20 protein-coding genes, 1 tRNA gene and 4 pseudogenes are annotated in these 26,485 nt (G+C 58.0%); 15 read left to right on the forward strand and 10 right to left on the reverse strand.

The annotated features are described in order from the left end of the window. Positions 1-42: 42 nt before the first annotated feature. Together N8E89_RS10185 and N8E89_RS10190 are read right to left on the reverse strand one after the other, a co-directional pair. Entirely contained in the window at positions 43-2,670 is a 2,628-nt protein-coding gene (locus tag N8E89_RS10185) for a glycosyl hydrolase family 28-related protein (RefSeq protein ID WP_262259819.1), read from the reverse strand. A 109-nt stretch (positions 2,671-2,779) separates the two neighbouring features. Beyond that, positions 2,780-2,855, reverse strand: a tRNA-Thr gene (locus tag N8E89_RS10190). Between the two features lie 279 nt (positions 2,856-3,134). Here N8E89_RS10190 and N8E89_RS10195 point away from each other — a divergent pair. The 5 genes from N8E89_RS10195 (at position 3,135) to N8E89_RS10215 (ending at position 8,446) form a co-directional block, all read left to right on the forward strand. After that, the gene (locus tag N8E89_RS10195; RefSeq protein ID WP_106664530.1) at positions 3,135-3,623 is read left to right on the forward strand and encodes a (2Fe-2S)-binding protein; all 489 of its coding nucleotides are present in this window, start codon (positions 3,135-3,137) and stop codon (positions 3,621-3,623) included. 86 nt (positions 3,624-3,709) lie between these two features. After that, positions 3,710-6,055 (forward strand): xanthine dehydrogenase family protein molybdopterin-binding subunit, encoded by a 2,346-nt coding sequence (locus tag N8E89_RS10200; RefSeq protein WP_106664529.1) that lies wholly within the window; start codon positions 3,710-3,712, stop codon positions 6,053-6,055. A gap of 12 nt (positions 6,056-6,067) precedes the next feature. After that, positions 6,068-6,877, forward strand: a complete 810-nt coding sequence (locus N8E89_RS10205; protein WP_106664528.1) for an FAD binding domain-containing protein — start codon at positions 6,068-6,070, stop codon at positions 6,875-6,877. A gap of 330 nt (positions 6,878-7,207) precedes the next feature. Next, complete coding sequence (locus N8E89_RS10210; RefSeq protein ID WP_106664609.1) at positions 7,208-7,723, forward strand: DUF992 domain-containing protein; 516 nt, start codon at positions 7,208-7,210, stop codon at positions 7,721-7,723. Between the two features lie 120 nt (positions 7,724-7,843). Then, positions 7,844-8,446, forward strand: a complete 603-nt coding sequence (locus N8E89_RS10215) for a DUF922 domain-containing Zn-dependent protease (RefSeq protein WP_106664527.1) — start codon at positions 7,844-7,846, stop codon at positions 8,444-8,446. A 60-nt stretch (positions 8,447-8,506) separates the two neighbouring features. Here the strand turns inward: N8E89_RS10215 and otnK are convergent. The 3 genes and pseudogenes from otnK to ltnD form a co-directional block, all read right to left on the reverse strand. Further along, positions 8,507-9,774, reverse strand: a pseudogene (otnK, locus tag N8E89_RS10220) (3-oxo-tetronate kinase). A 3-nt stretch (positions 9,775-9,777) separates the two neighbouring features. Continuing rightward, positions 9,778-10,554, reverse strand: a complete 777-nt coding sequence (otnI, locus tag N8E89_RS10225) for a 2-oxo-tetronate isomerase (RefSeq protein ID WP_106664608.1) — start codon at positions 10,552-10,554, stop codon at positions 9,778-9,780. Positions 10,555-10,569: 15 nt separating this feature from the next. Continuing rightward, positions 10,570-11,511 (reverse strand): L-threonate dehydrogenase, encoded by a 942-nt coding sequence (gene ltnD / locus N8E89_RS10230; RefSeq protein ID WP_106664525.1) that lies wholly within the window; start codon positions 11,509-11,511, stop codon positions 10,570-10,572. Between the two features lie 272 nt (positions 11,512-11,783). Here ltnD and N8E89_RS10235 point away from each other — a divergent pair, with 272 nt between their 5' ends. Together N8E89_RS10235 and N8E89_RS10240 are read left to right on the forward strand one after the other, a co-directional pair. Then, on the forward strand, positions 11,784-12,782 hold the full coding sequence (locus N8E89_RS10235; RefSeq protein WP_106664524.1) for a LacI family DNA-binding transcriptional regulator: 999 nt from the start codon (positions 11,784-11,786) through the stop codon (positions 12,780-12,782). A 15-nt stretch (positions 12,783-12,797) separates the two neighbouring features. After that, complete coding sequence (locus N8E89_RS10240) at positions 12,798-13,463, forward strand: 3-oxo-tetronate 4-phosphate decarboxylase (RefSeq protein ID WP_106664523.1); 666 nt, start codon at positions 12,798-12,800, stop codon at positions 13,461-13,463. Between the two features lie 64 nt (positions 13,464-13,527). Here the strand turns inward: N8E89_RS10240 and N8E89_RS10245 are convergent, their stop codons facing one another. Then, positions 13,528-14,214, reverse strand: coding sequence for a GntR family transcriptional regulator (locus N8E89_RS10245; RefSeq protein WP_106664522.1), 687 nt, complete (start codon positions 14,212-14,214; stop codon positions 13,528-13,530). 182 nt (positions 14,215-14,396) lie between these two features. Here N8E89_RS10245 and N8E89_RS10250 point away from each other — a divergent pair. From N8E89_RS10250 to N8E89_RS10270, 5 genes and pseudogenes are all read left to right on the forward strand, one after another. Beyond that, positions 14,397-15,459 (forward strand): annotated as a pseudogene (locus tag N8E89_RS10250) (4-hydroxythreonine-4-phosphate dehydrogenase PdxA). Between the two features lie 68 nt (positions 15,460-15,527). Beyond that, the gene (locus tag N8E89_RS10255) at positions 15,528-16,511 is read left to right on the forward strand and encodes a tripartite tricarboxylate transporter substrate binding protein (RefSeq protein WP_106664520.1); all 984 of its coding nucleotides are present in this window, start codon (positions 15,528-15,530) and stop codon (positions 16,509-16,511) included. A gap of 58 nt (positions 16,512-16,569) precedes the next feature. Then, entirely contained in the window at positions 16,570-17,070 is a 501-nt protein-coding gene (locus N8E89_RS10260) for a tripartite tricarboxylate transporter TctB family protein (RefSeq protein ID WP_106664519.1), read from the forward strand. 52 nt (positions 17,071-17,122) lie between these two features. Further along, positions 17,123-18,648 (forward strand): annotated as a pseudogene (locus N8E89_RS10265) (tripartite tricarboxylate transporter permease). A 457-nt stretch (positions 18,649-19,105) separates the two neighbouring features. Next, positions 19,106-20,140, forward strand: coding sequence for an SAF domain-containing protein (locus N8E89_RS10270; protein WP_410010369.1), 1,035 nt, complete (start codon positions 19,106-19,108; stop codon positions 20,138-20,140). Here N8E89_RS10270 and N8E89_RS10275 read toward each other — a convergent pair. Further along, complete coding sequence (locus N8E89_RS10275) at positions 20,127-20,696, reverse strand: helix-turn-helix domain-containing protein (protein ID WP_106664517.1); 570 nt, start codon at positions 20,694-20,696, stop codon at positions 20,127-20,129. The genes N8E89_RS10270 and N8E89_RS10275 overlap by 14 nt on opposite strands. Positions 20,697-20,734: 38 nt before the next feature. Between N8E89_RS10275 and N8E89_RS10280 the strand changes: the two genes are divergently transcribed. Beyond that, positions 20,735-21,244 carry a GNAT family N-acetyltransferase gene (locus N8E89_RS10280; protein ID WP_106664607.1) on the forward strand — a complete coding sequence of 170 codons (510 nt, stop codon included), beginning with the start codon at positions 20,735-20,737 and terminating at the stop codon, positions 21,242-21,244. Here N8E89_RS10280 and N8E89_RS10285 read toward each other — a convergent pair. Then, positions 21,241-22,203 carry an NAD(P)H-dependent flavin oxidoreductase gene (locus N8E89_RS10285; protein ID WP_106664516.1) on the reverse strand — a complete coding sequence of 321 codons (963 nt, stop codon included), beginning with the start codon at positions 22,201-22,203 and terminating at the stop codon, positions 21,241-21,243. The genes N8E89_RS10280 and N8E89_RS10285 overlap by 4 nt on opposite strands. 692 nt (positions 22,204-22,895) lie before the next feature. Here N8E89_RS10285 and N8E89_RS10290 point away from each other — a divergent pair. Both N8E89_RS10290 and N8E89_RS10295 read left to right on the forward strand, forming a co-directional pair. After that, positions 22,896-23,690, forward strand: a complete 795-nt coding sequence (locus N8E89_RS10290) for a hypothetical protein (protein WP_262259821.1) — start codon at positions 22,896-22,898, stop codon at positions 23,688-23,690. Between the two features lie 6 nt (positions 23,691-23,696). Next, on the forward strand, positions 23,697-24,611 hold the full coding sequence (locus N8E89_RS10295) for a class I SAM-dependent methyltransferase (protein ID WP_106664514.1): 915 nt from the start codon (positions 23,697-23,699) through the stop codon (positions 24,609-24,611). Positions 24,612-24,629: 18 nt separating this feature from the next. Here the strand turns inward: N8E89_RS10295 and N8E89_RS10300 are convergent. Next, a pseudogene (locus N8E89_RS10300) lies at positions 24,630-25,355 on the reverse strand (TIGR02186 family protein); the annotation flags it as partial. Between the two features lie 71 nt (positions 25,356-25,426). Continuing rightward, on the reverse strand, positions 25,427-26,374 hold the full coding sequence (locus tag N8E89_RS10305) for a sulfite exporter TauE/SafE family protein (RefSeq protein WP_210203761.1): 948 nt from the start codon (positions 26,372-26,374) through the stop codon (positions 25,427-25,429). Positions 26,375-26,485: the final 111 nt, after the last annotated feature.

The following is a 26,485-nucleotide window of genomic DNA, read 5'->3' on the forward strand; positions in this document are numbered from 1 at the left end:
GTCAGTGACAACATACTACGTGCCCCAATGACGTGGCAAGCATCAAGTTGGGTTCAAGCGACTTTCGCGTTTGCAGGATGCCTTGGGCGAGGACAATGACATCGCAACATCCCGTGGGCTTTTGCGCGAGCTGGCAACGTTGCCACCAACTGAGTGGAACAAGTTGGATCGTCTGGAACTTTTTTGACCCACTGGGATCACCGATCGGGCGACTTCGTTGGACCGGTGTTCCCTGTTGCAAATCCCGTCCATGTGGATTCTGATATTCAGCCAGGTATTCTTTGGTTGAAATGATTTGAAACCAGTGCTCCCGGACAGGGAGGCGGTTCCTCGATCGAAGACATTCTTGTAAAGGATCGTGTTGTACTTGCGCGAACTATACAGGGGCGGGGCTTTGAAGTTCCCATCATGGGTCCACATCAGACGGAACGCGTCGATGAATCCATACGGAAGTCCTTTGAACCTGTTTCCTTCAAAAACGGTGCCATTATAGTCGGCGCCATTGTAACCCCAAGACTCGTATTCAACGCCAATGTGCGCCAGATTGCTGAATGTGTTCTTGCGGTAGATGTTGCCCAGGCCCCCCCAAATTCCGGCAATTCCGGAATCTGTGAAGGTGGTGCCGACATAGAGGCCGCTATTGCTGTCGGTGACCGTGTTGTTCGAATATTGCAGGAAATAGGGGCTCAGGCCAAGGGTCGAGGCCAGCGCAACGGTCATCATCCCATGGCGCATCTGGGATATTTGGTTGCGGTCGACGATTGCATCGTAGACGTTTCCGTAAAGCAGCACCGCGGTGGAGTCAGAATCGTGTTCGGCGTAGCTTGAGCGGCCCTGAAACACGTTGTTATACACCGCCATTTGGGAGGCGGTCGCAGCCAATGCGAACCGGCTTGAGCGATCCGGAATTACATTCCATGGTCTATCCAAAGTCGCGACATCCCGGCTCACTGAAGAGATGTGACGGCGTTGACCAGCTCCCTTGCCGCCGACGATAACCAGATCTTGTCCTCCGGGTTTCGACGAGGCCGGCAATGAATCGAAGGTGACCGTATTTGCGGTGGCGTCCTTGAACCCACCCTTCAACTCACTGTTGACGATCTCAAAACAGATCTGTTCACCCTTGTTGCAATCAACTTTCGAGCAATCATGGGGTGCCGCCTGATGGGACTTATTGTCTCCCCAATACATGTTTTTCATGCTGCCGAAATGACCTTGGGCGACGAAAAACCGGCCGATGCCATATCCGTCGTCGCGGGTCTCATCGGCATTGGCAAGGTCGTTGCCAATCATTGAAAAATCACGGCCTCCCCAAAGCGAGACGACGGACTCGCCGTATCCGGTCATCCGAAATCTGTTGCTGGTCATGAATATCTGGCGGCTGCTCCCGTAGAACGATCCGTTTTCGACCAGTTCGGAAGAGTCGAAATATAGACCCGAGGAGTCATGCGATTCCACAGCGGCCACACCCCAGGCGTTGAGCCGAACCGTTTGTAAGCGCAGGTTCGAGACCGAAGCAATCCACAACAGCGGGTGGGAGCCGGTTTTGCCATTGGCGTTGAGCGTGAGATTTTCAAATTGCCCATTCTGGCCGGGACCGTCAATCATGCTGTCATCGATATTCGTATTCAGCCGAATTTCTGTGAACTCCATGCCGTCGCCCATCCAGCGGACGTTGCTGGGTGCATCAAGCCTGGACGCTATGAGGTAGGTGCCGGACGGAAAGTACACCGTTGAAGGAGCCGCGCTTTGGGCCGCCGCCAATGCGGACTTGATAGCGCGAGTATCATCAGCAACGCCACTGCCGGCCGCGCCAAAGTCCCTGATGTTGAAAATCTGCCGATCCTGACCCGCCCAGGGGCTCCGGTCGAGAACACTCAAAGTCAGGGGGCCGCTCCAACCAAAGCGGCCGCCGTGACCATTGTGGATCCAGACTTCGTAGGATCCCGCCGCCAGTTCCGGAATCTTGAAATCGACCTTGAAGGGATTGACGGAAAGGGGCGTTACGTACTGACCGGTACCGCGCCCGGGTTTGATATAAATGAATGATGTCGACGTGCCGTTAGACTTGGACAGATTACGGCCGTAGACCGAAATCATGGTTCCCGAAACAGCGCTTTCCGGTCCTAACCACCAGCTCTCGGTCCGATTGATGGCGAACGGCTTGCTGCGTATCCCTTCACGTTCCGGCCAAACCAGATACATCGACCAGGCAGGCAGAGACTGGGGCAGGAGTATCGTTGCCGCAACGTCGTCAGCACGCAATGATGGAACTGAGATCACTGATCCATCTCGCGCAGCCGCCGCTTGTGCGAAGACGTCGAAGCTTGTCCCTTTGTCCAGCTTTACGCCGGTCATCGAGACAATTTCGTCGCGGTCCGCTGTTTTTGAAATCTCGGCTATTGACGGGCCCGCAGTGCTCATGGCGTAGGCCGGGGGATCGAAGGCATCGATGCCGACAGGCAGCATGGGCTCCGGATCGGGAACAGGAAATCCGAAATCGCCTGGTATCGCGTTCACCTGCGCGGGTTGAGAAGCTGTCGAAGCTGCTATTTTCCGGACTGTTTCAGGGCTCCAGTCATTGCCGGCCGCCTTTGCGTTCCAGGCAAAAGCCGCCAACGCGATCCAACCAGCGATCAGAAACCAGAGGAGCTTTATGCGTCGGTCCATGCCTGAGGCCCCTGCCGCTAAGTCGTCCCAGCGATGAAGCCAGAATCCAACGTCATTTGGAAGACCGAGATCGAGGCCGCACATACAAATTGCAATACTTACGGGAAAATGGTGCCGCTTGCGTGACTCGAACACGCGACCCCATCATTACGAATGATGTGCTCTACCGACTGAGCTAAAGCGGCAGGGAAGTAACTTCCCGGTCCTTGAAACCGGCATCAGTAACGTGTGCCGAAGGATGACGCGCCTGATACCTTCATTGCGCTGCGATTGCAAGCCTTGTCATGGTGGCATTTGAACACGCAGCGGTGGAAGCCGGCAATTCACGTGTACTTATTCGCCGAGGGCGGCGCAAATTAGAATTTTTCTATTTTGCCGATAGACAAGCGCGCAGGAGCGGTTAATCTTCATCTACCACATGAAGTCCGGAAGAGACGCATGAGTCAACGTTCTGGGAGGAACCTATGGCCAAAGTGGAATTGTTCGTGAATGGGCGTGCCGTCACAGGCGAAGCTGAAGACCGCACACTGCTTGTACACTTCCTGCGTGAAAATCTTGGACTGACGGGCACCCATGTTGGGTGCGACACATCGCAATGCGGTGCATGCATCGTCCATGTCGATGGCCGGGCGGTCAAGTCGTGCACGATACTGGCGGCTCAGGCTTCCGGCTCTACGGTTACGACGATTGAAGGCATTAGCACCGACGGTGAGCTGCACCCACTCCAGGTTGCGTTCCGTGAAAACCACGCACTTCAATGCGGATTCTGTACGCCGGGCATGATCATGAGTTCGGTCGATATGATTCGACGGCATCCGCATGGACTCGATGAGGCAACCGTGCGCGCGGAGCTCGAGGGCAATATTTGCCGTTGCACCGGCTATCACAACATCGTCAAAGCCATACTCGATGCGTCGGACAAAATGAGCAAGGGCGCTGTCAAGGCCGCCTGATCATCTGAATTCAGTCTTGCAGCCCGCTTGCCCCGGAGACTTGGACATTTCTCAAGGCAAAGCGCCTGCGACAGGGAGAAGTAGCCATGGGTGTCGAAGGTATCGGAGCACGCGTTCTTCGCAAGGAAGACAAGAGGTTTCTCACCGGCAAGGGCCGCTACACCGACGATATGGTCGTGCCCGGCATGAAGCATGCTGCCTTTGTGCGCAGCCCCCATGCCCATGCGAAGATTGTGGGCATCGACACCGCGGCCGCGAAGAAGATGCCCGGCGTCATCGGTGTCCTGACGGGCAAGGAGCTGAAAGCGGATGGGATCGGCAATCTGATCTGCGGCTGGATGATTCATTCGAAAGATGGCAGTCCCATGAAGATGGGCGCGTGGTCGCCGCTTGCGACCGATACGGTGCGCTATGTTGGCGACGCAGTGGTTATCGTGGTCGCCGATACAAAGGGGCAGGCGCGGGATGCTGCCGAGGCGGTCGAAATAATCTACGAAGAACTGCCTGTCGTGGTCAGTGTTGTCGAGGCCCTCAAGGAGGGTGCTCCGCAACTCCATCCTGAAGCGCCCGGCAATTTGATTTTTGACTGGGACCTCGGGGAGGAAAAGGCGGCGAACGACGCCTTCGCCAAGGCAGCCCACGTCACAAAAATGGACATCGTCAACAATCGCCTTGTACCCAATGCGATGGAACCTCGAGCCACACTTGGCGTCTACGATGCGGCGGAGGACCACTACACGTGCTGGACGACCTCACAGAATCCGCACGTCGCGCGCCTGGTGTTGAGTGCATTCTACAATGTAGCGCCTGAAAACAAACTGCGCGTCATAGCCCCCGATGTCGGCGGTGGTTTCGGATCGAAGATCTTTATCTATCCGGAAGAAATCATCTGCCTCTGGGCATCGAAAAAGACCGGCGTCCCCGTGAAATGGGCGGCCGATCGGACTGAAAGTTTCCTCGCCGATGCCCATGGCCGCGATCATGTTACCCACGCGGAGATCGCGTTTGACAAGGATAATAAAATCCTTGGTCTCAAAGTTCAGACGATCGCCAATCTCGGCGCCTACATGTCGCTGTTTTCGAGTTCCGTACCGACCTATCTCTACGCGACACTTCTCTCTGGACAATATGACATTCCGGCCATCCACGCCAATGTGAAGACCGTCTATACGAACACGGCGCCGGTCGATGCCTACCGCGGGGCCGGGCGGCCAGAAGCCAGTTATGTGCTTGAGCGCATTATGGAAACCGCAGCGCGTGAATTGAAAGTCTCGCCGGCGGAGCTTCGGAGGAAGAATTTCATACGGTCCTTCCCGCACCAGACGCCGGTGGTCATGAATTATGATGCGGGCGATTTCGACGCAACGCTGGACGCCGCCATAAAGGCCGCGGACTATGCGGGCTTTGAACAACGCCGCGAGGAAGCCGCCAAGCGTGGCAAGCTGCGTGGGATCGGATTGAGTTGCTACATCGAAGCCTGCGGCATTGCACCTTCGGCCGCTGTCGGTTCGCTCGGCGCCGGCGTCGGATTGTGGGAAAGCGCCGAGGTCCGGGTCAATGCGGTCGGCACGATCGAGGTCCTGACAGGCTCGCATTCACACGGACAGGGCCACGAGACGACCTTCGCACAGCTCGCAGCGGAGCGCTTCGGCGTTCCGATCGATAGCATTTCGATTGTCCATGGCGACACCGACAAGGTGCAGATGGGCATGGGCACCTATGGGTCGCGTTCCGGCGCGGTCGGCATGTCGGCCATCGTCAAGGCGCTGGACAAGGTTGAAGCCAAGGCGAAAAAAATTGCTGCCCATCTTCTCGAAGCAGACGAAGGCGATATCGAGATCAAGAACGGTGATGTGAGGGTTGCAGGCACGGACAAATCGTTACCCTGGTTCCAGGTGGCGCTGGCCGCCTACACGGCTCACAATCTACCCTCGGGCATGGAACCCGGATTGAAAGAGGGAGCGTTCTACGATCCTTCCAATTTCACCTTCCCGGGAGGCTGCCATATCTGCGAAGTCGAGGTCGACCCGGAGACGGGCGTGACCGAAATCATCCAGTTCGTCGCGGCTGACGATTTTGGCAAGATTATCAATCCGATGATTGTCGAAGGGCAGGTGCATGGCGGCATCGCGCAGGGCATCGGACAGGCGCTGCTGGAAGGCACACACTATGATGATAGCGGGCAGCTGCTGACGGCCAGCTACATGGACTATACGATGCCACGTGCGCAAAACCTGCCGTCATTCGACGTAATGACGACGGAAACGCCTTGTCCCTCCAATCCGCTGGGCATCAAAGGTTGTGGCGAGGCTGGCGCAATCGGTTCGCCGCCTGCCGTGATCAATGCCATCACTGATGCGATCCACAACAACGACCTGGCCATGCCGGCGACGCCGCAGACTGTGTGGGCCGCCATCCAGGCCGCGAAGTGAAGGGGAAGCGCCATGTATGAGACAAAATATCATCGTGCCAGCTCAGTCGAAGGGGCCGCAAGACTGATGGGCGAGGCAGAGGACGGCAAGTTTCTTGCCGGTGGAATGACGCTGATCCCGACCATGAAGCAGCGCCTGGCATCGCCGAGCGATCTTATTGATCTGAGACGGATCGAGGCGCTGAAAGGCATCACGATCAATGGCCGCACGATACGGATTGGCGCGGTAACCACTCACTATGATGTCGCGACCCACGAGGAACTCGCAAAGGTCTGTCCGGCGATCGCCAGTCTCGCCAGCCATATCGGCGATCCGCAGGTGAGAAATATGGGCACGATTGGCGGATCCATTGCCAACAATGATCCAGCGGCCGACTACCCCTCGGCGATGTTGGCGCTGGACGCAACCATCATCACCAACCAGCGGTCCTTACCGGCGTCGGAATTTTTTGTTGGCTTGTTCGAAACGGCGCTCGAGCCGGAGGAGATCGTTACTGCGGTGGAATTTACTGCGCCGGACAAAGCCGCCTACAAGAAGTTTCCCAATCCAGCATCGCTCTATGCGATGGCGGGAGTCTTTGTCGCCAAAACCGGCGAGCAGGTAAGGGTAGCTGTGACCGGAGCGGGCGAGAACGGCGTTTTCCGCCTTGAAGACGCAGAAACCGCCTTGGCCACCAATTTCACTCCGGCGGCACTGGATAGCCTCACGGTCGATCCAGACGGGCTCCTGTCCGACATGCACGCATCTGCCGATTACCGCGCCAACCTGGTGAAAGTCATGGCGAAAAGGGCGGTGGCTGAGGTCGCGAACAGACCGATGTAAAATGGTTTGCTGCAAGGCTGCACATTCGGTGATCAAGAATTGGGCAGAGGATTCGAATTCCTCCGCGCGGCACCAGTGACTGTTCAGCATCATGGCCAAAATAGATATACGAGGTGCCGTTCTCCTCGCTTGCAATCCCGCATGATGCCTTCAAAATGTCCCAATAGGGATTGATCTGTGAGGTTGTCTGTAACGCGCGCCTTCAAGACATAAACAGCTCAATGAGACCGACGGGATCGCTCCGCGATAACGTCTGTAGTCAATTGCTGGATTTGTTGGGTTGGAAGACCGGTTGCGGTGCACAGATCATGATTTGAGAAGGAGACCATGATGATGAAGACTCTTGCGATGACGCTTGCCGCGGCGTCGCTGGCTCTTGCCGGCCCGACAGCTGTTAATGCAGCCGACGTCCGGACATACAAGGATCAAGGGCCGCGTGGTGGCGTCCGGATTGGTTATCTCGATTGCACGATCGGCGGCGGGGTTGGCTATGTCCTTGGCTCGGCCAAGGAAATCGATTGCGGCTTCCATACGGCAGTCGGCAGCGAACGTTTGGATCACTACAGCGGAGCGATCAGGAAGGTCGGCGTCGATCTTGGCTTTACGACGCGCAGCCGGCTCATCTGGGCCGTGTTCGCACCGACGGCCGGCTACCACCACGGCTCGTTGAGCGGCGTTTATAGCGGCGCTACCGCCGAGGCGACGGTCGGGGCCGGCATCGGCACAAACGTCCTGTTTGGCGGCACCGCAGGCTCGGTCCATCTTCAGGCGGTCAGCCTGACGGGTCAGATCGGTCTCAACGTCGCGGCGACCGGTACATCGATGACACTCGCGTCGGTGAACTGAAACCTGTGGTTATCCAGCCCCTTTCGCAGCAGCCGAAGGGGCTTTTGCCTTGGCGGACGCCCTCATCCGGGGCGCTGATCGCCATTACCCGGATCACCGATTGAGCTTCAGGGGTGTCACGTGAAAATAGTCGTCCGACTTTTGTTGCTGGTGGTCTGTCTCGCGTCGTCACCGGGGATTGCGCGCGCTGAGTGGCAAGCTGTCGAGAAGGTGCAAACCTACACTATTGCTGGCAAATCCGGCGCTGACCTCTATGCGTCGATCGGCGAGAATGGGCCCAAGGTCGGCGGTTTGACACGCACCATCGCCCATACCAATTTCAAGCTGACATGGTCGAGGAAATACGAAGCGCAAGGCGGCGGAGCTTGCACTTTGGTTTCAGCACGGCCAAAGCTTGTCATCACCTACACGCTGCCCGAACCGGCAGGCCAACTGCCGCCTGCGGCCGCCAAGAATTGGGAGACGTTCATCGCAGGTGTCCGCAGCCACGAAGTGGTGCACGGCGATATGATCAAGGAGATGGTGCAGGCAATCGAGTCCTCAACCGTGGGTATGTCTGTGCCGGACGACCCCAAATGCCAAAAAATCAAGACCGAGTTGACGAAACGCCTTTCGGCGCTCTCGCTCGCACAGCGGCAGCGAAGTCGGGATTTCGACCGGACTGAACTCAGCAAGGGCGGCAATATCCATCAGCTCATCCTTGCATTGGTAAATGGCTCGTAGAGGAAATCGAACAAAACTACTTTACAGCACGTGCTATCACGCCACCCAAGTTGATTCAGATCAGTGCATCTTGGCCAGCGCGGCCGCAAAGAAATCCTCGCCTCCAAAGTTCCCCGATTTCAGCGCCAGTAGCATATCACCATGGGTCGTGCCGATTGTCCGCAACACCGGCACCCCGGGGGCAATCTCCGGCCCGATCAGAAATGCTGGGATGCCGAGCCTGTCCACGGCTGCACCGGATGTCTCACCGCCAGCGACCACAAGGCGCCGCACGCCACGTGTCACGAGCTCGGCCGCAATGGTTGAAGTGGCCGTTTCGATCGCGTGACCCGAAGCTTCGCGTCCATATTGCGATTGCAGCCGGGCGACCGTTTCGGGGGCGCACTTGCCGCGACAATAACCGGACCGGCTGAAATGCGGTCGCCGGCCCAGGAGATCGCAGCATTTATCTCGTCCGAACCGGCAAGCAACTTTTCAGGGTCAAGCCTTAGCACTGGCATTGTCTGTTCGGCGACGGCGATTTGCTGGAGCGTCGCTTTCGAGCAGCTGCCAGCAACAATAGCGGCCAGCCCGCCAACGGGGCCTACGGCGCCGGCTGCGGCTTCGGTCCGCAGAGCCGTCGGGCGGGAGCGCACCAACGCGCGGGCAAGCCCGAGGCCCAGTCCGGATGCGCCAGTCGAAGCGCGTGTTTGGAGTGCAACAGCACCGAGCGTTTCCAGATCATGTTCGAATATTGCATCTGCAATCGCCGCGGTGAAACCCTGCGCTTGGAGACTGTCGAGCCGTGCCTTTACGGCCTCTGGTCCAGCCGCGACTGTCACCAGGTCGATTAGACCGACAGTGCCGCGTGACTGTCTGGCCAGGACCCGTACGAGGTTGGAATCGTGCATCGGATTAAGGGGATGGTCCTTGAGCGGACTTTCGTTCAGCGGTTGTTCACCGACGAAGAGATGACCGAGATAGACTGTACGGCCGGTCTCAGGGAAGGCAGGGGTCACCAATGTCAGCCCATCGCTTAGTGCTTCGGTGACCGGGCCAATATTGCCGGCATCGGTGGAATCGAATGTCGAGCAGATTTTGTAAAGCACATGGCTCGCGCCGCGTTGGCGCAGCCACCGATCGGCGACCGTCGCAGATGTCACGGCCTCGGCTGCAGCAACCGAACGGATTTTCAGCGCGATAACGACCGCATCAACGTCAGGCAACGCCAGTGCCGAATCGGGAATGCCGACCGTCTGGACGGTTCTCAGACCGTTCTTCGTCAGTGTATTGGCGAGATCGGACGCCCCTGTGTAGTCGTCGGCAATGGATCCAAGCAGAATAGCCATCGTCTAGCTCCGTGCAAAAGGTCTGAACCAACCCAAACCGTCCAGTGTATGTCCTCGGGGATTGTATTCGCAACCGACGAAACCTGCATAGCCAAGCCGGTCTATTTCCCCGAACAGAAAGGGATAGTTCAGCTCTTCCCCATCGGGCTCGTGGCGTGAAGGCACACTGGCGATCTGGATATGGCCGATGATCGGCAGCAAATGGCGCAGAGCCATCGTCACGTCGCCATGCATGATCTGGCGATGATAAATGTCGAACTGGAGTTTCAGGTTTGGCAGGCCGAGTTTTGCTATCAGCTTTTCGGCTGTATTGAAATCGTCGAGGAAATAACCGGGCATGTTACGTCCGTTGATTGGCTCGAGGACGAGGTCGATTCCCGCTTCGGCAAGCCGCCCCGCAGTGTAGATCACCGAGCGCTGGTAAATAGCCGCTGCCTCGTCGTCGTGAGAATCAGCAAGGCCCGCCATCAGATGTAACCGCTTTACGCCCGTCGCCGCGGCATATTCGAGTCCCCTCTCCACATCCGATTTCAATGCATTGAACCGTCCGGGAAGAGCGGCAATACCACGCTCGCCCGCAGCCCAATCCCCCGGGGGCAAATTGAACAGCACCTGCTGCAGGTTGTTGCGAACAAGTCGCTCGGCGATCGCTTCCGGCGCAACGTCGTAGGGAAAGAGATACTCGACGGCGGCAAATCCTGCATCGGCGGCAGCGTCGAAGCGGTCGAGGAACGGCCACTCGTTAAACATCATCGTCAGATTGGCGGCGAATACCGGCATCATTGCTCCTTCCTATCAACTCTGCGGCTTGCCGCTCAGACCTGGCAGTTGTGTACCCGAGAGCTGGGCGTAGAGCCGTGCGAGAGAGGAGTCGTCGTCGCGGCCCATGCCGGCACCCGAAGCGGCCAGATACATCTGCAAGGCTGCCGCGACGAGCGGTACCGGGTAGCGCTCCGAACGGGCCATATCCTGAACGATGCCGAGATCCTTGACGAAAATCTCGATCGTGCTCAGGGGGGCGTAGTTCCCCGCCAGCACATGCGGTATCCGGTTTTCGAACATCCACGAGTTTCCGGCCGATGCCGTAATCACCTCGTAGACTTTGTCGAGGTCGAGCCCCTGCTTCGCAGCGAAGGTTATGGCCTCGCACGCGGCGGCGATATGTACGCCCGCAAGAAGCTGGTTGATCATCTTGAAGGCGGCACCGGTTCCGGCCGCGTCGCCGAGTTCGTAAATCTTGCCGGCCATGGCGTGAAGAGCCGGACGGGCGGTGTCGAAGGCTCGCGGGGAACCGGACGCCATGATCGTCAGTTCTCCGCTCTCCGCCTTTGCTGCCCCGCCGGAAACCGGTGCATCGAGATAATGAAAACCGAGGGCCTCGACACGTTGTGAAAGGTCGCGCGCGACCGCCGGGTCCATGGTTGCAGACGAGACGAACACCGCCCCCGGCCGCATCGTTTCCGTGACACCGCCGGCACCGAAAAGCACGGCCTCGGTCTGTGCGCTATTGACGACCACCGAGACGACAATGTCCGCGTCTTTTGCGGCGTTCGCGGGTGTGGCCGCGCCACGGCCGCCATCCGCGATGAAGCGATCAACCGCCGTTGGCGCAATGTCATATCCGGTAACGTCGAGACCCGCGCGTTTCATCGACCGGGCCATCCCGAGTCCCATTGACCCAAGGCCGATCACTGCCGCCACGACGGTGCGACCAGGAGCTTCAGAGAGCGATGACATGACGATGTTCTCCAGTCTGCCAAGCGAAGGCAATATCTCCAGGCGCCAGCTGAAGGACTAAACGTTCCCCTGCGCGTCCAGGGTAGATTATGGTAGCGCTGTCATTTTTGTAGTTTATTTTGGCAGCGCTGCCAACACGAAATTGGTAGCGCTGCCAAAAAACTTGATTATTGGCAAGAGACCGTGAAGATGTTGGCTGAAAATCCGCAACCGCCCTTCGGATATTGCCGTCCAGTTGGCGCGTACTGCCGAATGCGAATTCAAGAGGGAACATGGATTTCAAGTACGAGACCGCGGTGACACTTGCGCAGGTCGCCGAGGCGGCCGGTGTCGGGGAAAGCACGGTTTCACGCGTTCTGCGAAACCATGGTTCGTTCTCCGGCAAGACCAGGGACCGGGTTATGGCGGCCGTTGAGCGGTTGGGCTATGTGCCAAACCGGATAGCCGGAACGCTGGCCTCCGCCGGTTCGCGCCTCGTGGCTTTTGTGGTTCCCTCGCTCTCCAATATCGTATTTGCCGATGTGCTGCGAGGGGCGAGCAGCACGCTGGAACAGAACCAGCATCAGGCGGTTTTCGCCGTCACCGACTACGACCCGGCAAGGGAAGAAGCGCTCGTTGCCTCCATGTTGGCTTGGCGGCCCGCAGCCGTGATGCTGGCGGGTTACGAGCACACCCAAGGTACGGTCAGGATGCTGCGCGCCGCAAGCTGCCGGATTGTGGAATTGCTCGATATCGATGGCGTTGCGCTGGATCTGGCGGTTGGCTTTTCCAATCACGATGCGGGCTGCCGAAGCGCACATTATTTGTTGCAGCGGCATTATGGCCGGATCGGCTATGTGGGTCACGATCTGGAGCGTGATACCCGTGCCGGCAAACGCTATGCCGGCTTTTGCGAAACACTGAGTGCGGGCGGCAGCCCGCTTGTCGATCGGGAAATTCACGCCGGGGCGTCGTCGGTCGAAAACGGGCGCTTGGGGCTCGAACGGCTGCTGACGAGAAGTCCGGATCTCGACGCTGTGTATTTTTCCAACGACGACATGGCGCTGGGTGGCTATTTTCATTGCTTGGCGCGCGGGATTTCAATCCCGTCGCAGCTGGCAATTTTTGGCTATAACGGCCTCGATATCGGCCGGGTAACGCCGCAGCCTTTTTCGACCATCCGCACACCCCGTGTCGCGACGGGACAGGTGGCGGCGCAACTCGTTGTTGAAAACGCGCCGGCACAAGTTGTCGATCTCGGTTTTGAACTGATCGAAGGGGCAACGGCGTGACAAGAGGGAATTCCAATGTCTGATACACGATTGCGTGAGGAAATCTGCCGATACGGCCGGTCCCTGTTTGAGCGGGGACTGACGCCGGGTTCATCGGGAAACATATCCTTGCGAATGGATGATGGCGGCTGGCTGGTAACACCCACCAACGCATCGCTGGGCTTCCTCGACCCGGCCAGACTCTCCCGGCTCGACGCCACAGGACGGCTGCTATCAGGTGATAAGCCGACTAAGGAAATTCCTCTTCACTCTGCGCTTTACGAGACTCGTGGAAGCGCTCGCGCAATCGTGCATCTGCATTCGACCAACGCCGTTGCCCTGACAATGTTGCCAGAGATCGACCCGCGCGCCGCACTTCCGCCGATGACGCCCTATTATCTCATGCGGGCCGGCCAGACGGCTCTCGTGCCCTACTATCGTCCAGGAGATCCGGCTGTCACGGATGCCATTCGTGGCCTGGCGGGCAAGTATTCATCCGTGCTGCTTGCCAATCACGGCCCCGTCGTGGCGGGTGATAGTCTTGAAGCCGCAGTTTTTGCGACTGAGGAGCTGGAGGAGACAGCAAAACTCTATCTGATCTTGCGAAACCTGAACCCCCGGTACCTTAGCCCGGAACAGGTGGCGGATCTCGTTACCACCTTCGGCCTTGATCTGCCTTCGCATGATGACCACGATCACTAGCTTCGACAATTGACATAGCGAACACGCACCTTCGTTTCTAAAGCGCGGCTTCGTTCAACCGCAATCATACGACAGATTTCACGCGTTCCCATCCGTTGGCCAGATGGGTGTCCAGCTCCTGCGCCAAGGTTTCTGCGTCACGTGCTTCAAGCGCGGCGATGATACGCTCGTGTTCGGCGACTGCACCTGCCCAACGTTCCGCACCTTCATGCCCGATAAAGCGGATGCGTTTGACGCGCGATTGCAGCAGACCGTGAACTTCGGCAAGCGGAGCGTTATCGGCGAGGGCGACGATCCCGGTATGGATCTGCTGGTTCAGCTTGTAATATTCGAGCCGCTCCCCCGCCTTGTAGTGCCTGACCATCGCATCGTGCAGCACGCGGATCTGTGCGATCCCTTCGTCACTCGCCTGTACGCATGCGAGGCGGCCAGCAAGCATTTCCATCGACCGGATGACGATGAGCATATCTTCAACGTCTTTCGCCGAAAAGCGTTTGACCACAGCCCCACGGCTTGGCACCAGCTCAACCAATCCCTCGCTGGCCAGAAACTTCAGCGCCTCTCGCAGGGGTGTACGCGATACGCCAAGTTCTTCGCCGAGCTGGTTTTCATAGATGCGCTCTCCCGGTTGCAGGTCACCCTCGATGATCATGTCGCGCAATCGCGTGACGATCTCGCCATGCAGCGATTGGCGGGAGATCGTGGCTACTGTCCGCCGTCCGGCCGGTTCAATCACGTCTGAAGCCATCATTACCCTCCATTTTCATTCGTCAGCTCAACGCGCGAGTCTGTTGTTCACGCTCATTTTCGCACTGGTCGCGGTAAAATGATACAGCCCTTCATACGTTATTTTTTATACTGTATACAAAATGCTTGCATCCTAAAAGCATTGCTTGTAGTCCTCAGAGGCATCATTGAAGAGGAGGAGCTTTTATGGCGACAAGCGAAACTGCTGCCGTGATACGGACAAGACGCCCCGTGCTGGCCCTTGCCATGGGCGATCCGGCCGGTATCAGTTCGGAACTGACGGCCAAGATACTCTCCTTGCCGGAGCTTTGCAGTGCCGCGCATTTTATCGTTATCGGCGATCGGCGCATCCTGGAGGAGGGCGCACTGATCGCGAAAGTCACGCTCGATCTTGATTATCGAACGGCGGACGAGTTTTCGACCGAACCAGCAGGGCGGCCAGTCTTCGTCGATCTTGGGCATCTGGATCCTGCTGACGTCACACGTGGCGAGGCGACCCTTGCCGGCGGCACCTTTGCGACCGAAAATTTTCGTTTTGCGCTTCATCTCGCAAACGAAGGCCGCGTCGATGGCATCTGCTTTACGCCCTTCAACAAGAAAGCGATGCGCTATGCCTATCCAGGCTACGACGACGAGATCCGCTTTGTTTCCGACGTTCTGTCCTTTTCGGGAAAGATGCGGGAGTTCAACGTGCTGGAGCAGAATCTGGAACGCGCGCGTAACCTCGCATATCCCACTGTCGGCAGTCTCCGGTCATATCAGTCAGGATGCTATTTTGGCGGAGGTGGAGCTGACCGCCGCCTGTCTGCGGCTCGCGGGGATTGACGAACCGAAAATCGCGGTGGCGGGACTCAATCCGCATGCCGGTGATGGCGGGAGCTTCGGATTAGAAGAAATCGAAATAATCGAACCTGCAGTGGCGCGGGCCAAAGCCGAGGGATATGCGGTGGAGGGGCCATTTCCGGCCGATACGGTATTTCTGCGCGCCCTCAAGGAAGGGTTCCACGCGGTGTTGACCATGTATCATGACCAAGGTCAGATCGCGATGAAGATGATGGGCTTCGACAAAGGGGTAACGATGATGGGCGGCCTGCCGTTCCCGCTCTGCACTCCCGCGCATGGAACAGCCTACGATATAGCCGGTCATGGAATCGCCGATGTTGGGGCATCGCGAGAGGCTGTGCTGTTGGCGGCGAGGATGGCTATGCGACAGGCAAGCTTGAATAGGGCGTCTCAAAATATCGATTGACGAAAACCGGACCACTCCGCCGGGGTAGGAGCTTGCGGCGGATGGTTCGACAACCGGGAGGAAATGATATGTTGAAACAGATTACGTTGGCGATGCTGGCGACCATCGCGGCAGCACCAGCGCTGGCATTCGAGCCGGCGCGGCCGGTCGAATTCGTGGTGACCTCGGGCCCAGGCGGTGGCACCGACAACTTCGCCCGCACGGTGCAATCCATTATCTCCAAGCATAAGCTGATGGATGCGTCTATCGTCGTCACCAACAAGGGCGGCGGGAGTGGAGCAGAGGGTTTTGTCTACGCTGCGGGCCATAAGGGCGATCCCTACAAGCTGACATTCGGTACCAACAATGAATATCTCCTGCCGAGCGTCGCAGCCGTTCCTTACAAGGCTGAGGATCTGACACCTGTAGCCGCGCTCGCACTGGACGAATTTCTCGTATGGGTGAATGGCGAATCCAAGGTCGACGATATCAAAGCCTTTGTGGCGGCGGCCAAGGCAGAGCCAAAAGCAATCCAGTTCGGTGGAAGCCAGTCCAAGGATACCGATCAGATCCTCGTTTCGACGATAGCGGACGCCACCGGAGCGGAGTTTCGCTACATTCCGTTCAAGAGCGGCGGCGAGGCAGCCGTCCAACTGGCCGGCGGTCACATCGACGCCAATGTGAACAATCCCAACGAGAATCGCGGTCAGTGGCAGGCGGGCATGGTAAAGCCGTTATGCGTCTTCCGGCCCGACCGCTTTCCGAAAAGCGAGCCGGTGCATGATGGCAAAGGCTGGAACGATATCCCTACATGCGCTGAGGCTGGGCTGGCGATCGACAGCTACCGCATGCCGCGAACGGTCTGGCTGCCGGCCGGGGTTGATGAAGCGGCGGTAGCCTTTTATCGCGACGTCCTGAAGAAAGTCTCCGAAACGCAGGAATGGTCAGATTACGTGGCCAAGACTTCACAGACGTCGCAGTTCATGGCCGGGGATGACTTCAAAGCCTACCAGACAGGTGACCGCGAGAACGTGCGCAAGGTGCTCAAGCGCGAAGGTTGGCTGGTGGAGTAAACCAAACGGGGGGCGCCCAGCAGGCGCCCCTGCTTCCCGCAGCGCATTGGAGGTGAGCATGGTTGAGTTCGAGAGGGGATCTGTGTCCCGCAAAACGATGGAGATCGTTACGGCGTTACTGACTGCTGGGGCCGGTTTAGCTATCTGCTACGGGTCTTGGCGAAGCGGGATCGGCTGGAGCGACATGGGGCCGGAAGCAGGTTACTTCCCGTTCTATATCGGCGTTCTGGTTATCCTTGGCAGCCTGGTGACGCTCGTGCGCAGCGCATTTTTTTATCAGCACGACGGGGAGATCTTCCTCGATTCTAAAAGGGCCAGGCCCGTCCTCGGCTTCTTTCTACCCGTCGGCGCTTTCATCGTCGTTTCGCTTCTTCTGGGCCTCTATGTTGGCACTGCTCTCTACATCTTTGGCTCAATGAAGTGGCAGGGAGGTTATCGCTGGTGGGTTTCTGCCCTCGCAGCACTGGCCGTGACTGCGCTCTTCTACCTCGTGTTCGAGATAGGTTTTCAGGTTCCCCTGCTTAAGGGACCGATTGAAGGCTGGCTCGGCATCTACTGATCCGCAATGCGGTGACACCGCTATTGCCGGAACCCTTGGGAGGAAACAGACAATGGGCAATTTCGGCTACCTGATGGATGGCTTTGCCACCGTCATCACCACGCACCACATTGTCATCATGGTCATCGGCGTCATGCTGGGAATCCTCGTCGGCGTGCTGCCGGGGCTAGGTGCGCCGAACGGCGTGTCGCTTCTCCTGCCGCTTACCTTCACGATGGACCCGATTTCGGCCATCATTCTTCTTTCCTGCATGTACTGGGGAGCACTTTTCGGTGGCTCGACGACCTCGATCCTCTTCAACATTCCCGGTGAACCATCCTCAGTTGCGACGACGTTCGACGGCTATCCCATGGCCCGAAACGGCCAGGCCACACGTGCTCTGACTCTCGCCTTTATGTCTGCCGGTATTGGAGCGCTGGCCGGCGTGGTTATGATTACACTGCTGTCGACATGGGTCGCGCGCTTTGCGCTGCAGTTTTCCTCGCCGGAATTCTTTGCGGTGTATTTTCTTGCCTTTGCCAGTTTCATCGGAATGGGTGCCAACGCACCCGCCAAGACATTGGTCACGATGATGCTCGGCTTTGCCCTGGCCACCGTCGGAATGGATACGATCTCGGGCGGGTTGCGGCTCACCTTTGGCATCCCGGATCTCATCAAAGGCGTTTCCTTTCTGGTTGCGGTCATGGGACTCTTCGGGATCGGGGAGTTACTGCTAACCACGGAAGAGGGACTCCGGTTCGATGGGATCAAGGCGCGGGTCCGGGCAGTTGATGTGCTCAAAGCGCTGAAGGAGATGCCGCGATACGGGTGGTCGATCCTGCGTTCGACGCTCATTGGAATCTGGATGGGGATAACACCTGCCGGGCCGACTGCGGCGTCATTCATGAGTTATGGATTGGCTCGCCGGTTTGCCAAGGACAAGTCGCAATTCGGCAAGGGCGACCCGCGTGGCATTGTTTCGCCCGAAACTGCCGACCATTCGGCCGGCACATCCGCTCTCTTGCCAATGCTCGCCCTTGGTGTTCCCGGGTCGGCAACGGCTGCCGTGATGATGGGCGGACTAATGATCTGGGGCATGACGCCAGGACCCATGCTCTTTATCGAGCGGCCGGATTTTGTCTGGGGACTCATTGCGTCGATGTATCTCGGCAATGTCGTTGCGGTACTGCTCGTGCTCACGACCGTGCCGCTTTACGCCTCGATCCTGCGTGTGCCTTTCTCGATCGTCGGGCCGGTGATCGTGGCCATAATCTTTTCGGGTGCCTATCAGATCGCCAACTCGACTTTCGATATGTGGCTCGTCCTCGGCTTTGGTGTCCTTGGCTATCTCTTCAAAAAACTCGACTATCCAATCGCCCCGCTCGTGCTTGCCATGGTTCTGGGTGACAAGGCCGAGGATGCATTCCGCCAATCCATGCTGATGTCAAATGGCTCGCTGACCATATTCTGGTCCAACCCGCTGGTCGGGGGATCATGGCCCTGGGGCTCCTCATGCTCGCATGGCCCGTCGTTGCCAAGGCCGTTGGCCTGCGCGGCATCCGCCGCGGTTCAGCCACTACGCATTCGGCCAAGCTCTGACGGCACGGCTACCTTCACCGCCTCGAAAGGATCAATCGCCATGAACCATCACGAACAATTTCCAGGCGCAAGCCGGCCGGTCGAGGCGTGTATCGTTGGCACAGGTGGATTTGGCCGCAGTTTTCTGGCGCAGGGCCTGCGTGTTCCCCTGATGAACGTACGCATAGCTGTGGACGTAGACAGCGCTACAGCGGCGGCCGCGCTGAAATCCGTCGGAGTGGAGAACGTAGCCGAATGCCAAAACAGGGAAGAGGCCAGCCGCTTTTGGGCCGACGGACTTACGATAGCAGCCGGCAATCTCTCGCATGTCCTGCATTTGCCATTCGATGTACTGGTTGAGGCGACGGGACATCCGGAAGCAGGTGCGCGTCACGCCAAGCTCGCGATCGAGGCGGGGAAGCATCTTGCCCTTGTTTCAAAGGAAGTCGACAGCGTTGTCGGTCCCGGCCTTGCTCGAATGGCTACTCAAACCGTGGTGACCCCGGTCGATGGTGATCAACCCAGCCTTCTCATCGGCCTGATCACCTGGGCGGAAGTTCTCGGTTTCGAGATCGTCTGTGCCGGAAAATCGAGCGAATATGATTTCGTCTTCGATCCTGTGACCGAAACGCTAACGAGCAACGGTGTTTCCATTGATGCAGTGGGTTTCGCTGATCATCTTCACCTGGGAGAACGTGACGTGGCCGAACTCTCCGGTGCGCGGTCGCGGGCCGCCGCGAGTTTGCCGCAGCGTGCCGTACCCGACCTTTGCGAGCTGGCTGTCGTCTCTCATTCTGTCGACCTCGTTCCCGACCGCCCGGATCTTCATTGCCCCATCACCCGAATTTCGGAAGTGCCAACCTTCTTTTCTACGCGGGATGACGGTGGACTTCTTGACGGCGAACGACGCATGGATGTCTTCCATTGCTTGCGCCTTCCAGGCGAAATTAGCTTCGCTGGGGGTGTCTTTATCGTCATACGCTGCAGGGATACGGCAAGTTGGGAACTTCTCGCCGAAAAAGGGCATATCATCAGCCGTAGCGGCGCGACTGCAATGATCTATCTGCCCCGCCATCTTCTCGGCCTGGAAGCAGCCACAAGTGTTCTTGACGCAGGACTTAATGGCGTCTCTAGCGGCTCGCGGCATCCCATACCACGCTTCGACCTCGTTGCTGTCGCCGATGTCGATCTCAGCCCTGGAACCCTGTTGAGAGCGACAGGTCATCATCATTCCATTGATAACGTCTCATCCGCCCTGATACCGGCAAGGCCACTCGAAGCCGATCAGCCTGCCCCGTTCTATCTGGTCGCCGACCGTCGGCTGGTCCGGCCGGTGAAGGCCGGCAGTGCGATCCGCCTCCATGATATTGCCGCGGAGGATTCGCACCTGTTGGACTTGCGCCGCCGGCAGGATGCCTTGTTCTTTGGAGGCGCGGGCAGCGCCCGCGAGCATGAGCCTGGGGAGCGCCATGGTTCGGGTTTGGCAGGATCACAACCCATTACAGCCGGGTAAGGACGATGACTGCATAGCGGCATGGTTCATCGCCCTCGTTGGCGAAGACACAATCATTTGGCCCGCCGAGCTCAAGGCAGTCTCCTTGGTGGAGTGTGTATGTGGTTTCGCCTTCTGCGAAGCTTAGCGTGCCGTTCAGGACCCAGATCAGCTGCCGCAGGAACAGAAAAGCGCTGGCCGGAAGCGAAACGCGCGCCTTTGGTGGCAGATCGATATGCACCACATCCATCGGCAGGTCCGAGGCGGGCGAGACGTGCCGGCGTACATAACCGCTGTCGGGATCGATCCACAGAGGCTGGTCCTCCTGACGGAGCAATCTGCCCTCCTGCATCTCCGCACGGGCCATCAATGTTGACATCGTCAGGCCGAATGCACCGGAAAATCGGGCGAGGAGCATGGCTGTGGGGCTGCTTTCTCCGCGCTCCACCTTGTTGATCATGGCGCGGGAGACGGCGGATTTTTCCGCAAGCTCGGTCAGCGACCAATTGCGTGCTTCTCGCTCCAGACGGATACGCCTGCCGATTTTCTGATCGACACTATCTATTTTATGAGACATAAGGAAATTATAGTAGACGAAATTAAGGGGTGCAAGCCGTGAATGTGCGCGATGCTGTGGAGAGCGATCTTCCGGAAATCCTTGAAATTTACAACGATGCCGTCCTGAACACGACGGCGATCTGGAATGAGGCAGAAGTCGATCTCGAGAACCGCAGAACGTGGCTGAAGGAGAGGCAGAGACAGGGTTTTCCGGTCATTGTCGGCATTGATGATTTGGGCCGCGTTACAGGCTATGCCTCTTTTGGCGACTGGCGTGCCTTTGCGGGCTATCGGCACACGGTCGAGCATTCCGTCTATGTAAACAGAGAGATGCGCGGAGCGGGCATTGGCAGGACGTTGATGCTGGCGCTTATCGACAGGGCGCGCCAGCTTCGCAAGCATGTGATGATCGCCGGAATAGAAGCGAACAACGAAGCATCAATCCGGCTGCATAAGCAGCTTGGCTTCGAGACTGTTGGGTATCTGCCGGAGGTTGGGACCAAATTCGGCAAATGGCTTAACCTGACGTTCCTGCAGATCACGCTAGACAGGGGTGCGCCGCACTAGGCAGTGCAAAGTGCCGATTTCGCCGCATGATATTCCCGCTCCAAGCGGGCCACAAGATCACTCGCCGGAAGAATTTCCTTAATTGCACCAATACCTTGGCCGCAGCCCCATATATCCTTCCAGGCCTTGGCGCCCGTCGTTGCAGCTTCGAAGTCCATCTTTGACGGGTCGGCTTCCGGCAGGTGGTCCGGGTCCATTCCGGCCTTGGATATGGACGGCTTCAGGTAGTTGCCATGGATTCCGGTGAAGTAATTCGAGTAGACGATATCTGAAGAGGCGGAGTCGACAATCATTTGCTTGTAGCTGTCGACTGCCCGCGCCTCATTCGTCGCGATAAAGGGTGAACCAATGTAAGCAAGGTCCGCGCCCATGGCTTGCGCGCCCAATATGGCGCCGCCGGTGGCGATTGCGCCGGAGAGCAACAGAGGACCATCGAACCATTCGCGGATTTCCTGGACGAGTGCGAAGGGCGAAAGGGGGCCTGCGTGACCGCCCGCGCCGGCTGCAACCGCAATCAACCCATCGGCACCTTTGCGAATGGCAGAATTTGCGTGCCGGTTATTGATGATGTCGTGAAGTACGATCCCGCCATAGGAGTGAATCGCCTCGTTTACCTCAGGAACCGCGCCCAAAGACGAAATAACCACGGGAACCTTGTACTTTACGCACATCATTAGATCATGTTCGAGCCGTTTGTTGGACCGGTGGACGATCTGATTGACAGCGAATGGAGCGGCAGGGCGATCGGGATTTTTCTCGTCGTGGTTGCGTAACTCTTCAGTGATTTCAGCCAGCCATTCGTCAAGCTGTGCCTCAGGCCGGGCGTTAAGGGCCGGAAATGAGCCGACTATGCCAGCCTTGCACTGCGCGAGCACCAGCGCCGGATGCGAAACGATGAACAACGGCGCTCCGACAACGGGAATACGAAGCGTGGATTTCAGGATTTCCGGCAAGGCCATATGCATCTCCCAATGCGATAGATTTTGACGTTTGCGTAAACGTAACTTCTTTTATCAGACCTTTCGCGTTGAGCAAGTGAAAGCTAAGTTACTTGTGATTGTAGGGACAACCCTAAATGGAAAAACCTGAGCCATATTCGACATTTCTTGCGCAATAATCGAGGAAGTGTGGGCCAGTTTTGCCGATTGGTCGTTCAGACAAGCGTGGTGGGAAGGCAAAAATCAGTCTCCTCCCTGCGAATGATGATTTGCTGGGGTAGATGGAAAACGGGGGAGGTCGGCGTGCCCGCAGCGCCGCAGTTGGCTGGTGCCTTGTCGGCGAAACCGCCATCATTGCGCCGCGAGAGTCTTGAATAAGGAGTAAGATGCGTTATGGCTAGCCATTCATACGAGCTGCTTTGAAGGGATTACCGTCGAGTTGGAAGCGATTGAACAAGCGATCCGGAACGCACTGACCAAGGCGGACGCCAGGAATCCCGCGATCCGTCAGAAGGTCTACGAGATCCGCGTGGGGCGCGCATGAGCGTTCACTCGCTGCCAATGGGGCGCTCGACGACAACCAGCGCGAAGACCGGCGTGAACGACTGAAAGCGGCAATCACCCGGATCGAGGACGAAGTCCAGGCAACAGGGTCGATAACGCCTCCTCCCGCGCCCGCTCCCATTGTTGAAAGGCAAGAGCCGATCCTGGCGGTGGAGCCTGCACGCACGCCGGGCCAGGCGGCAAGGATTGAGCCTTCGCTCAAGGGCCCCACGGAGCCGGAATTCGATGCACCGGAGCTGGCATCAAATGAACCGGCGGCTGCGGATAATTATCGGCCGGACCGGTTGCGGCCCCGCCTGCAGCGTAAAACCGAACGCAGGAAAGCGAGCGGGCTCACCAAGGTCATCATCGTCCTCGGCATGCTTGCGGTTGCACTCGGTCTTCTTTGGCTCGTCGCGTCCGGAATAATCAATTCGAAGCCATCCAGCATCCCTCCGAGCACTGGGAATCCTGCCACCAACGGCAGCCATGAACCGGTGAAAGAAGGTGAATTGTCGCCCGAAGGTAACTGGATCGAGATTTTCAATCCGTCCGACATGACGCAAGTCGCGCTTGCGGGCCGGGCGACCGCCACTATCGCCGGCGATGAACTTGAAAAATACGTGCGCATCCAATCACCAGGCGAGACCGACGATATCAGCTTCCAGGTCGGAGAGGGCGTACTCGAGCAACTTGCTGGGAAACGGGCGGTGTTCGACATCATTGCCAAGACCGAGGATGGGACGAGTACGCAAATCGCGGTGAGCTGCGACTTCGGCAATCTCGGCGATTGCGGACGCAAGCGATTCGACATTTCCGACGCCAGCAAGGAGTATCTCGTCCAGATGCAGTTTCCCGCCGGCAAGGAGCCAGGGGGCGGCGGCGCGATCAAGATCAATTCTGATGTGTCCCAGTCGGGCAAGCCGGTCGATATCATTTCGATTCGCGTTCAGATCGCGAACTAGACGAAAATGGCCCGCGCGTTCCTGTCTTCGGGTGATCTGATCGCGGATCGCCGCGCTTCATATGCTGATATGCTCTTCGAGACGGGGGATCAGGCGGCGGCCGCCGACCTCATGCGCCAAGCGCTCGAGATCGTGCCGGAATGGCCGGCCGGACTGTTCCGTCTTGGCGAAATGGAAGCGGCAGCGGGGCAGGGCGATGCAGCGGCGGAAACTTGGCGCAGACTTTTGCTGCTCGATCCTGCCGATCGTTTTGGCGCCGGATTGAAGCTCGCCGCTACCGGCCATGCAACAGTGCCCGATACGCCGCCGGCAGCCTATGTTGAAACACTGTTCGACGCCTACGCCCCGACCTTCGAGACTGCCCTCCTGAATAAGCTGGACTACCGTGTGCCCGAATTGCTCGCGAACGCCGTCAAGCGCGCGGCCCCCGGCAGGCGGTTCCGTTCGGTCGTTGACCTCGGCTGCGGAACCGGTCTCATGGGCCCCTATTTTCGAGAAGTGGCAGACTCCCTTGCCGGGATGGACCTCTCGGAGGTGATGTTGCAGAAAGCAGCGGAAAAGCAGATCTATGACCGGTTGGAGAAAGGCGACGTCAACGAACTTGACATGCCATCTCGCAACGCCGACCTGGTTATCGCCGCCGATGTCTTCGTCTATGTCGGTGATCTCCAGCGTGCCTTCGCCAACGTGGCAAAGACCCTGGCCTGCGACGGACTGTTTGCATTCTCTGTTGAAAATCATCCAGGTGACGACGACCTGATCCTGCAACCATCGTTGCGATACACACATTCCGAACACTATGTGCGCAGGGTCTTAGCCGAACATTCAATGGCGCCCTTGAGCATCGAGCGCGAAACAATCCGTATGGATCGCGGCGATCGGCTGCAAGGACTTATCGTTGTGGCGAAACCTGTGGATTGAGGGAAGAGCCTCAGCTGATCAATCCTTGCGGAAAACCAGGCGGCCCATCCAGCCGGTCAAGACTGCGAGGAATACGGCGAACAGACCATACAGCAGGCTGTGCTGGTTGGCGGCGCGATAAATGCGGAATTCGAGGCCGGCCTTGACGATGTTGAGGCTGGTCGCGCTTTCACGCAGGAATTCACCGTTGCGGAAAAGATAGGCGCGCGCCACATGCTTGCCCACCGGCACGTTGGCAGGCAGAGAGAGCGTCGCGCGAAACAGCGTCGACGACAGGAACTGCACATCGCCCATGCGCTGGCTGTAGAGTTGCTGTTTCAGCTTCAATCGTGGCAGCTCCGTTGTGAACTCCTGGAGCGCTTCACTTGACCCAAAGCCATCGGGGGCCGGCTCGTAGAAGATATTGTTCACACCCAGGCTCAGCTGACGGAATATTTTGGGTGTAGTGATGTCCTGCAGGCTCCGGGTCGAGGCAAGGGAGTAGGAGGCCGGAATGTGCTGGAACGACACCGATTCCGCATTGACCCAGATTCCGAAGTACCTGTCCTTGCGGCGTACGACGAAATTGCGCGCGGGTCCTTCGAGAATGACGACGATGTCGTAGCGTCCTTGCCGCTGGATCAATGGATCGGCATTATCCAGCGCGCCAAAAACCGTCAGATCTGTGCCGCGGAATCCGGAAGTGATGGCGATGGTGTCAGTGGACAGCCCGATCTCCACCGTCTCCTTGTTGACGGGTTGTTGCGCAAGCGCTCCCTGTCCCGCAAGGATCGGTACAATCAGAGCGAGAGCGCGTACCGCGATCATCATCATCATTATGCCCCCGACGCCATGGCGAGGGTGATGGAGTAAAGATCATCGGGCGTGACAAAGAGTTCGATGGCGAGGCGCAGGCCGACCGCGAGGACCAGCAAAGCCAGCAAGGCGCGCAGTTGCTCGCCGCGCAATTTCTGGCCGATGCGGGCGCCATATTGTGCGCCCACGACACCGCCCGTCATCAGCAGCATCGCAAGCACGATATCGACCGACTGGTTGGTCGTCGCCTGCATGACTGTAGTGAAGGCGGTAACGAAAACGATCTGGTAGAGCGAGGTTCCTATGACGACATTGGTCGGAACCTTGAGCAGGTAGATCATGGCCGGAACCATGATGAACCCGCCGCCGACACCCATGATCGATGAGAGAAAGCCGATAGCTGCACCAAGGACCATCACGGGAATGATGCTGACATAGATCTTCGATGCTCGAAAACGCATCTTGAACGGCAGCTTGTGCACCCAATTGTGCTGGCCGGGCTTCTTCAATGTCGCAAGTTGCCCGGCCCGCGTTCGCCGCATTGCCTGAACGCTCTCGTAAAGCATCAGGCCGCCGATCGTACTCAGGAACACCACGTAGAGCAGTGAGACAATGAGGTCCAGCTGACCGAGCTCGCGCAGCAGGACGAATACATAAATACCGACACCAGCGCCGACCACGCCGCCAATAACAAGCAGGGATCCCAATTTGAAATCGAGCGTGCCGCGCTTGAAATGCGTCAGGGCCCCGCTGAACGACGAAGCGATAACCTGGTTGGCGCCAGTGGCAACTGCGACCGCCGGCGGGATATTGTAGAAAATCAATAGCGGCGTGATCAGAAACCCGCCGCCGACGCCGAACATGCCCGACAGAAAGCCCACCGCCGCACCCATAAAGAAGAGCACGAAGACATTGACCGAAATCTCGGCTATAGGCAGATAAATACCCAATACGAACCCCAAACCCATCATGGTGCTACGACATGGTCGTAACACCACAATGACAGCAATTCTTTAAGGTTTCTTGCCCACTCGCGGGCGTCGAGGTCAAACACTGACTGAACGACGCCCCACATATCG

Origin of the sequence: Phyllobacterium sp. A18/5-2 (genome assembly GCF_025452215.1) — a bacterium.
Taxonomy (GTDB): domain Bacteria; phylum Pseudomonadota; class Alphaproteobacteria; order Rhizobiales; family Rhizobiaceae; genus Phyllobacterium; species Phyllobacterium sophorae.

Excerpts from the sequence above, each read along its gene's own strand:
- N8E89_RS10185 (WP_262259819.1), bottom strand. The coding sequence starts at position 2,670 with ATGGACCGACGCATAAAGCTCCTCTGGTTTCTGATCGCTGGTTGGATC.
- N8E89_RS10195 (WP_106664530.1), top strand. The coding sequence starts at position 3,135 with ATGGCCAAAGTGGAATTGTTCGTGAATGGGCGTGCCGTCACAGGCGAA.
- N8E89_RS10200 (WP_106664529.1), top strand. The coding sequence starts at position 3,710 with ATGGGTGTCGAAGGTATCGGAGCACGCGTTCTTCGCAAGGAAGACAAG.
- N8E89_RS10205 (WP_106664528.1), top strand. The coding sequence starts at position 6,068 with ATGTATGAGACAAAATATCATCGTGCCAGCTCAGTCGAAGGGGCCGCA.
- N8E89_RS10210 (WP_106664609.1), top strand. The coding sequence starts at position 7,208 with ATGATGAAGACTCTTGCGATGACGCTTGCCGCGGCGTCGCTGGCTCTT.
- otnI (WP_106664608.1), bottom strand. The coding sequence starts at position 10,554 with ATGCCGGTATTCGCCGCCAATCTGACGATGATGTTTAACGAGTGGCCG.
- ltnD (WP_106664525.1), bottom strand. The coding sequence starts at position 11,511 with ATGTCATCGCTCTCTGAAGCTCCTGGTCGCACCGTCGTGGCGGCAGTG.
- N8E89_RS10235 (WP_106664524.1), top strand. The coding sequence starts at position 11,784 with ATGGATTTCAAGTACGAGACCGCGGTGACACTTGCGCAGGTCGCCGAG.
- N8E89_RS10240 (WP_106664523.1), top strand. The coding sequence starts at position 12,798 with ATGTCTGATACACGATTGCGTGAGGAAATCTGCCGATACGGCCGGTCC.
- N8E89_RS10245 (WP_106664522.1), bottom strand. The coding sequence starts at position 14,214 with ATGATGGCTTCAGACGTGATTGAACCGGCCGGACGGCGGACAGTAGCC.
- N8E89_RS10255 (WP_106664520.1), top strand. The coding sequence starts at position 15,528 with ATGTTGAAACAGATTACGTTGGCGATGCTGGCGACCATCGCGGCAGCA.
- N8E89_RS10260 (WP_106664519.1), top strand. The coding sequence starts at position 16,570 with ATGGTTGAGTTCGAGAGGGGATCTGTGTCCCGCAAAACGATGGAGATC.
- N8E89_RS10270 (WP_410010369.1), top strand. The coding sequence starts at position 19,106 with ATGGCTACTCAAACCGTGGTGACCCCGGTCGATGGTGATCAACCCAGC.
- N8E89_RS10275 (WP_106664517.1), bottom strand. The coding sequence starts at position 20,696 with ATGTCTCATAAAATAGATAGTGTCGATCAGAAAATCGGCAGGCGTATC.
- N8E89_RS10285 (WP_106664516.1), bottom strand. The coding sequence starts at position 22,203 with ATGGCCTTGCCGGAAATCCTGAAATCCACGCTTCGTATTCCCGTTGTC.
- N8E89_RS10295 (WP_106664514.1), top strand. The coding sequence starts at position 23,697 with ATGGCCCGCGCGTTCCTGTCTTCGGGTGATCTGATCGCGGATCGCCGC.
- N8E89_RS10305 (WP_210203761.1), bottom strand. The coding sequence starts at position 26,374 with ATGGGTTTGGGGTTCGTATTGGGTATTTATCTGCCTATAGCCGAGATT.